Genomic DNA, 6,210 nt, shown 5'->3' on the forward strand with positions numbered 1-6,210 from the left:
GATATATACTTTTTGTTGATTTTCACATAATTAAAAAATACTTGGATTAACACAAAATTTGTGTTTGTTGTTCAAACAGATTTAAACTTAACTTTTGACCAGAATCAGTCTACTTTTGGTTGAAGATTTACATCTTAAAGGTTAGTTAGCATAGGGGTCTATTTTTAATTTTTACCATTGCTGGATAACAATACCCAATTGTTAATCCATTACTGCAAATTCTTTTGCTCCCCAGAGACGAAGCGTGATCTTATTAAGATTTGGGAGAAGCAACTCTGGATAATCCCAAATGTTATTCTGAAAAAAAATTAGCATTTCAACAAGTTACAGGCAACCATTTATAATTAATTTACGTCATTGTTGATAGAGATCAGTGATAAAATTTGACCAATTATGCTTGAAAACCCAAAAGTGAACATCAAACTAAAACTGGCCGCTTTATGGGCGTCCACAACATTTTGTTATATCTACGGTGATTATTTTGAGCTGTACACACCCGGCAAGGTGGACAGTCTCTTGATCGGTAAAAATATTTTGGACAACCCTGTCAAGTTGCTGGTGGCGTCCATCATCCTTGTCGTTCCCTCGGTCATGGTTGCCGCATCCGTCCTACTACCTCCCAAGGTCAACCGAACTATGAACATTATTTTTGGGGCTGTCTTTACCATAATGATGTTGTTCATCGGAATCAATTCTTTGACGGAGTGGTATAGCTTCTATGTTTTCCTGGCATTTGTGGAGAGCATCTTGACATTTCTGATTGTCCGGTATGCCATAAAATGGCCAAAACCCAAAGACAATGGATAGCCAAATCTCAACAAGAAATAAAAAAGCGAGGCTGGCAGGACTGCTCTATCTATTGCTGGTAATCTGCGGTTTGGCCTATCTTGTTTATGTCCCCTCCCAGATCGTGGATTGGGACAATGCAACAAGGACGTTGGAAAACCTCGAACGGAAAGAAATGCTGTTTAAACTGGGCATCGTTGCCGCCATTTGTTCTTTTATCATTTTTATACTTTTGCCCTTGGCACTGTACCGCCTGTTAAAAGAGGTCGACAAGAATGCCGCATTGCTCATGGCACTGCTGGCCATACTTAGCGTACCCATTTCATTTGTCAACATCCTGAACAAGTTCACCATATTAAGCTTACTTGAAACCCCTGAACCTCAAAAAGGTAACGATCTTGCGTACCAAGTGATGTTCTACTTGGAACAGTATAGCAATGGAACCGAACTGCTACAGATATTCTGGGGGCTTTGGCTGTTACCTTTCGGTTACTTGGTCTACAGGTCGGTATTTCTACCCAAATTGTTGGGAATATTGCTCATGTTGGGTTGTTTTGGCTATCTCATCACTTTTTTTGGAGGCTTCCTGTATCCAGGTTTTTCAAAAACCGTTTTTTCCACCATTGTTGCCCTACCCGCATCCATAGGGGAAATAGGAACATGCTTGTGGCTGTTGATCATGGGTACGAACACCGTTAAGTTTGCAAAAAAATGACACATGATGTTTTCATTTCAAAATTTCGGTATCTCGCATTGAAGTATTGTTATTAGAAATAACTAAATGTACCTTCTAACTAAAAAGATTTAGATAATTGAAAGGTCAATATATCCGTGTGAATTGGTAAATCCCATCTGGATAGTATTTGTACAGTTGCCACCCGTTTTAATTTTTTCTTTTTGCTTCCTCAATAAGTTTACCGTTTTCATAAATGTTCAAGGTTCCAATTTGGGCTCCAGAATCAATAAATTCATAGACAACATTCTCATAGTTAAAGTAGAAAGAATTCTCCGATTCGGGAAATAGGAGTGTGTTCCAACCTGGCTTTCCATCATTCACATCGGTCGCTCTAAGGAACTTTTCTTCTCTCTTGATATTTACTATTCTGTCGGGAAGCATGTAATCACCTACATATTTGTCCAGGATTTCAGTTTTCAATTCAACTTTGGCAATTGGTTGGTGGTCGTAGCTTATTATTCGTGCCAATTTCCATTCGTTATTTTCAAGCTTCCATAATGCAGTCATTTTTCCAGAACCTACAACCTTTTCCGTACCATCATTGATTTGCAAATAGAAAACATGGTCACAAAACTCAAGAGCACCATAATTATCCATTGGGTATACTTGTAGAGAACCTTTGGTCAACTCCCTTCTTAAAGGTTGTCTTGTCCTTTGTTCTTCCCCACAAAAAATGGCCATGTCCATCATTTCCTTTTCCTTGGATGGAGTCAACCCTGCCTTATCGTGAAAGAACTCAAAATCTTCTGATAAGTAGTAGGCATATTTTTCTAAATCACATACGTTTTGAGCTGAAAAATATAAACTATCCATTGTAGCTATTGTGCTGAAAAGTTCGCTTACCTGTTCCCCTTCTGGTAATGCTGTATCTATTACCGTCTCTTCTTTTTTAGAATTACAAGAAGTTAATATAATCAGAGCTGTAATCAGGCATAAAAGATTTTTCATCTTTAAAATGATTTTTTTAAAGATTGAGTTTTTTATTAATTGTTACAGTTCCAAATGTGTGGCAGCGTTTAGCTAAAATGAGTAAACGCCTCAGTTGATCGGAGTACTGAACTTTATATTCATACTTATCATTATTAAATAACCTAGTTTACGAATTCATTTTAGCGCCTGTTGGCAACCGTTATTTTTCCATTCTGCCATCCTTTGGGTAGGTGTAGGTCCATTCCTGTTTCATTTTCAACATCTATCAATTCATTCCTAAGGTCAATGCTTCTTAATCCAATATTGGCTCTATTCTTATTTACAGTTTCAAGAACTGTATCGTCTGGAATGGCTCCAAGAAATCCATAGGTTGTCAACTTATGATCATGTAAACCAGCAATTCTCCAGTCTTCTATTTGAGCTAATTCATATGGGGATATCTCACCTTGTTTCAAGGCATTCAATAATTTTGGCCTTAATAGAGCATATAAAGTGTCATTCGAATTGTAGTTCACTGATATTGAATTGTGATGGCTTAAAATCACCGAGCCCCATAGGTTATTCCCAATAAGTCGTTCACCTGGATAACCGTACTCATTTAAAATTTGCTCCAGTTTCTCAAGTTGTTGTTCGCTATGAGGAGCAAACTTTTTTTGAGAATACCTCCTTTTGGCCTTTTGTCCAATTCTAAGTAATGCCCCAAATGCTTTTTTCTGGTCTTTTTTGAACATTTCATGGACTTGTTCTTTTACCTGAAAGTTTATTTTGGATAGGTAGGTTTTGTGAAGGGAATCATATGTTGACATGAGTTTGGCCCATTCCGGTTGTTCCCTTAAAGATTGCAAATTTTTATTCTTGTTGATGCTTTCCAATGACCAACCAGCCTTGATTCCCAGCCTTACAAAATTCAACCCTGATTTATAATCGTTATCATATGCGCTGAGTTCAGTAGCAACTTTGATATCTCTTAGAAATAAGAAATTAAATTGATTGAAAAGAGAATCAAATTTATTAATTGCAGAAGTGTATTTTCCTTCAACAATTAGCTCTTCACATTCAATTACTTTCGAATGGTAGTTCATGTAGTTTTCTTGGGCATTACTCTTAGTGGAAACTAAAAAATGGCCTATTAGAATAAGGGTTAGGGAAAATTTTTTCATCAAACAGGAGATTGTATTTTTTGGTTAAATGGTTGTCAACGGTTTCGGCTATGGGTGTTGCGTGGTTTAGTGGTCAACTCAGCAACTTCTTCACTTATTCCCCACCATATTTTACAGGTATTCCGGCACTTTTGGATTCTATGGTCCATAAGAGACTGACTATCCACCACCGACCGCCATAATATGTTAATTGATAGCTGTTTATCCCTTTTTCTTCAACTCCCTCAGAGTCCTTGCCATAAAAAGTCTGGAATACTTGGGCAATTCCATTGTATTGATCAACAACTTTATGAATTTCTTTTTCAAGATATCCTTGTTCATAGTAAGGATCTTTCAAGAGGATGAGGAAATCATTAAGTGATACGGTTTCAGCATTTGTAACATCAGCAACTGTAAATATGGCCGATGGATGAAATAAGTTCCTAATCGCTATTGTATCCATTTTCTCGCCCTTTTCGATGGTTATTTGATCAAGTAGTTCATCGATAATTCCGTTAATGGATTTAACGGTAACATCGGTTTTTCCCTGAGCTATGGAACTAATTGAAGTGGTCAAGAAAATTATTGCGCAAAGAAAATATTTCATATGGTGTTTAATTATTGTTGTTAACTTGATCATATGGGTATAAAATACATCTATATATACCCAAAAAGGAATGTTATCAATCCATTTTATCATGGTCTTTATTATTTTCGGTTATACAACGTAGGCAACCGGCCTTATCACTTAAGTCTCTCTATTATCATTGATGTAAAGTAGTTGACCCCCGTTTTCATACAACTTTCATCAACAGCAAAATTCGGCGAATGAGGCATGGAAACTATTCCTTTTTCAAAATTTGATGCACCCAATAAAAAATAGACTCCTGGAATTTCACGTTGAAACAGTGCAAAATCATCCCCACGTCCGTCAGGTATAGCTCCATAGAGGGGGAGAACGTGTTCATTTCCGTAAATTTTACTTATTGTAGGTATGGTCAATAAAGTTAATCGTTCATCATTAAGCACTAGCGCTGTCTCATAATAAAATGAACTATCTAAAAATTGATCTGAATAGTCCGATTCTTTAAACTTCTTTTTTATTTGACTTAAAAGAGAGTCTAATTGAGTTTCCTTTTCAGCACTTAGATAGGCCCTTATTGTAATCTTATCTTCACCTTCTTTAACAGCAATATTTGAATTAACAGTAATATAATCCTTAAATATGGTATTTGGATTTCCCAATCCTATGTTGGGGTCCAATAGATTTTTATTGTCCCAGAATTTACTCTCAGGTGAAACATTTTGAAGTTGTAAAAAGAGCTTTTTCGTAAATTTAATAAGAGCCGTTCTCTCCTTTGTGTTTTTTAGGGTAATTTGAATTCCCTTATAGTCTGCATAAGGGTTTCTTGCTTTGGTAGTAATAATCCCCTCAGACATAGGTGCAATGTGTAAAGCATAAATTTCTTCGGGATCTATAATATTGAGCAAGCCATCATCAAGCATAGCTTTTGCCCCTGCCAAATTTTCTTCTGATGGTTGAAAGATAAAGTAAATAGTTCCAGTAAGACTTTCTTTTAAACTTGTTAGGACATTAGCTATCCCAAGTCCAATAGTTGCATGTACATCGTGTCCACAAATATGTCTTACACCTTTAATCTTTGATGAAAAATCGACAATATCGGGATGGTCGGAAGCAAGGGCATCTATATCGGCCCTCCAAGCGATCCGTTTCCCCTTTTTTTAGTCCTTAGGATTCCTACTACCCCATAGCCACCTATACCTGTTTTAACTTCAAGGCCCAAGGACAACAAGTATTCTGCAATCTTTTTGGAAGTTCTCTTCTCTTTTCCTGACACTTCGGGATTGATATGAAAGTCCCTGCGAAATTTTACAAGGCTATCGAAAATTTTGTCGGTTCGCTCTTGGACTTTCAAATGTATGGAAGATTCAACCTTTGTATTTTGGCCACAGGAAACGAGTCCAAAAAAGAGGAATTGAATGATTATGGCTATTTTGGTTATTTGATTATTTGAAGTCATTTTTACAATATTATGGAACTAACTATTGCAAAAATGAAACATGATCGGCTTTTCTACCTGACACATTTGTGACAAAATCATTTTTTGGCGATCTTACTCCGTATTCTGCTCAATGATTGTCGTTCTATACCCAAGTACGTTGCTAAATGCGTTAAACTAATTCTGTTTACAAGGTCTGGGTTTTGGTCTATAAAATTCAAGTAACGCTCTTCAGCTGTTTCAAATAAAAGACTTTCCACCCTGTCGGTTTGCACGGTCAAAACATATTCGGCTATTAATCTACCATACCTTTCACTGGTTTTAAATTTACGGTACCCTTCTTGAATTTTATCATAGGGCAATTTTATGATTACCGATGGCTCAAGACATTCGATAAAATACTTTGATGGTTTTTGCCTTATGAATGCCGGATAATCTGTGGCATAGTTGTTTTCATTTATAAAACCCGTTGTTATTTTGTTTCCTTTTTCATTGACGTAGTATCTTCTCAAAAGTCCCTTGCAAACAAATCCCACTTCCTTTTGAACCTCTCCACTTTTAAATAAAAATTCTTTTTTTCCATACTTTTCTATAATAA

At 36.4% G+C, this 6,210-nt stretch carries 8 protein-coding genes; 3 read left to right on the forward strand and 5 right to left on the reverse strand.

The genetic code is table 11. From position 1 onward, the window contains the following. Positions 1-393 precede the first annotated feature (393 nt). Both A7D14_RS18105 and A7D14_RS18110 read left to right on the forward strand, forming a co-directional pair. Positions 394-807: a DUF6326 family protein gene (locus A7D14_RS18105; protein ID WP_036382072.1), complete on the forward strand. Its 414-nt coding sequence runs from the start codon at positions 394-396 to the stop codon at positions 805-807. After that, positions 800-1,501: a DUF4386 domain-containing protein gene (locus A7D14_RS18110; protein ID WP_081894292.1), complete on the forward strand. Its 702-nt coding sequence runs from the start codon at positions 800-802 to the stop codon at positions 1,499-1,501. Before A7D14_RS18105 ends, A7D14_RS18110 begins: the two co-directional genes overlap by 8 nt. Before the next feature lie 168 nt (positions 1,502-1,669). Here the strand turns inward: A7D14_RS18110 and A7D14_RS18115 are convergent, their stop codons facing one another. From A7D14_RS18115 to A7D14_RS18130, 4 genes are all read right to left on the reverse strand, one after another. Continuing rightward, entirely contained in the window at positions 1,670-2,470 is an 801-nt protein-coding gene (locus A7D14_RS18115; protein WP_081894294.1) for a nuclear transport factor 2 family protein, read from the reverse strand. A 161-nt stretch (positions 2,471-2,631) separates the two neighbouring features. Further along, positions 2,632-3,612 carry a hypothetical protein gene (locus A7D14_RS18120; protein WP_036382076.1) on the reverse strand — a complete coding sequence of 327 codons (981 nt, stop codon included), beginning with the start codon at positions 3,610-3,612 and terminating at the stop codon, positions 2,632-2,634. Between the two features lie 94 nt (positions 3,613-3,706). Further along, positions 3,707-4,291 carry a hypothetical protein gene (locus A7D14_RS18125; protein WP_231562611.1) on the reverse strand — a complete coding sequence of 195 codons (585 nt, stop codon included), beginning with the start codon at positions 4,289-4,291 and terminating at the stop codon, positions 3,707-3,709. 44 nt (positions 4,292-4,335) lie between these two features. Then, on the reverse strand, positions 4,336-5,319 hold the full coding sequence (locus A7D14_RS18130; RefSeq protein ID WP_083158161.1) for a M20/M25/M40 family metallo-hydrolase: 984 nt from the start codon (positions 5,317-5,319) through the stop codon (positions 4,336-4,338). A 143-nt stretch (positions 5,320-5,462) separates the two neighbouring features. Between A7D14_RS18130 and A7D14_RS20150 the strand changes: the two genes are divergently transcribed. Beyond that, the gene (locus A7D14_RS20150) at positions 5,463-5,627 is read left to right on the forward strand and encodes a hypothetical protein (protein ID WP_156102242.1); all 165 of its coding nucleotides are present in this window, start codon (positions 5,463-5,465) and stop codon (positions 5,625-5,627) included. Between the two features lie 83 nt (positions 5,628-5,710). Here the strand turns inward: A7D14_RS20150 and A7D14_RS18135 are convergent. Further along, a partial coding sequence (locus tag A7D14_RS18135) for a Crp/Fnr family transcriptional regulator (RefSeq protein WP_067037666.1) occupies positions 5,711-6,210 on the reverse strand: 500 nt, incomplete at its 5' end.

It is taken from the genome of Allomuricauda sp. CP2A, assembly GCF_001683915.1.
Taxonomy (GTDB): Bacteria; Bacteroidota; Bacteroidia; order Flavobacteriales; family Flavobacteriaceae; genus Flagellimonas.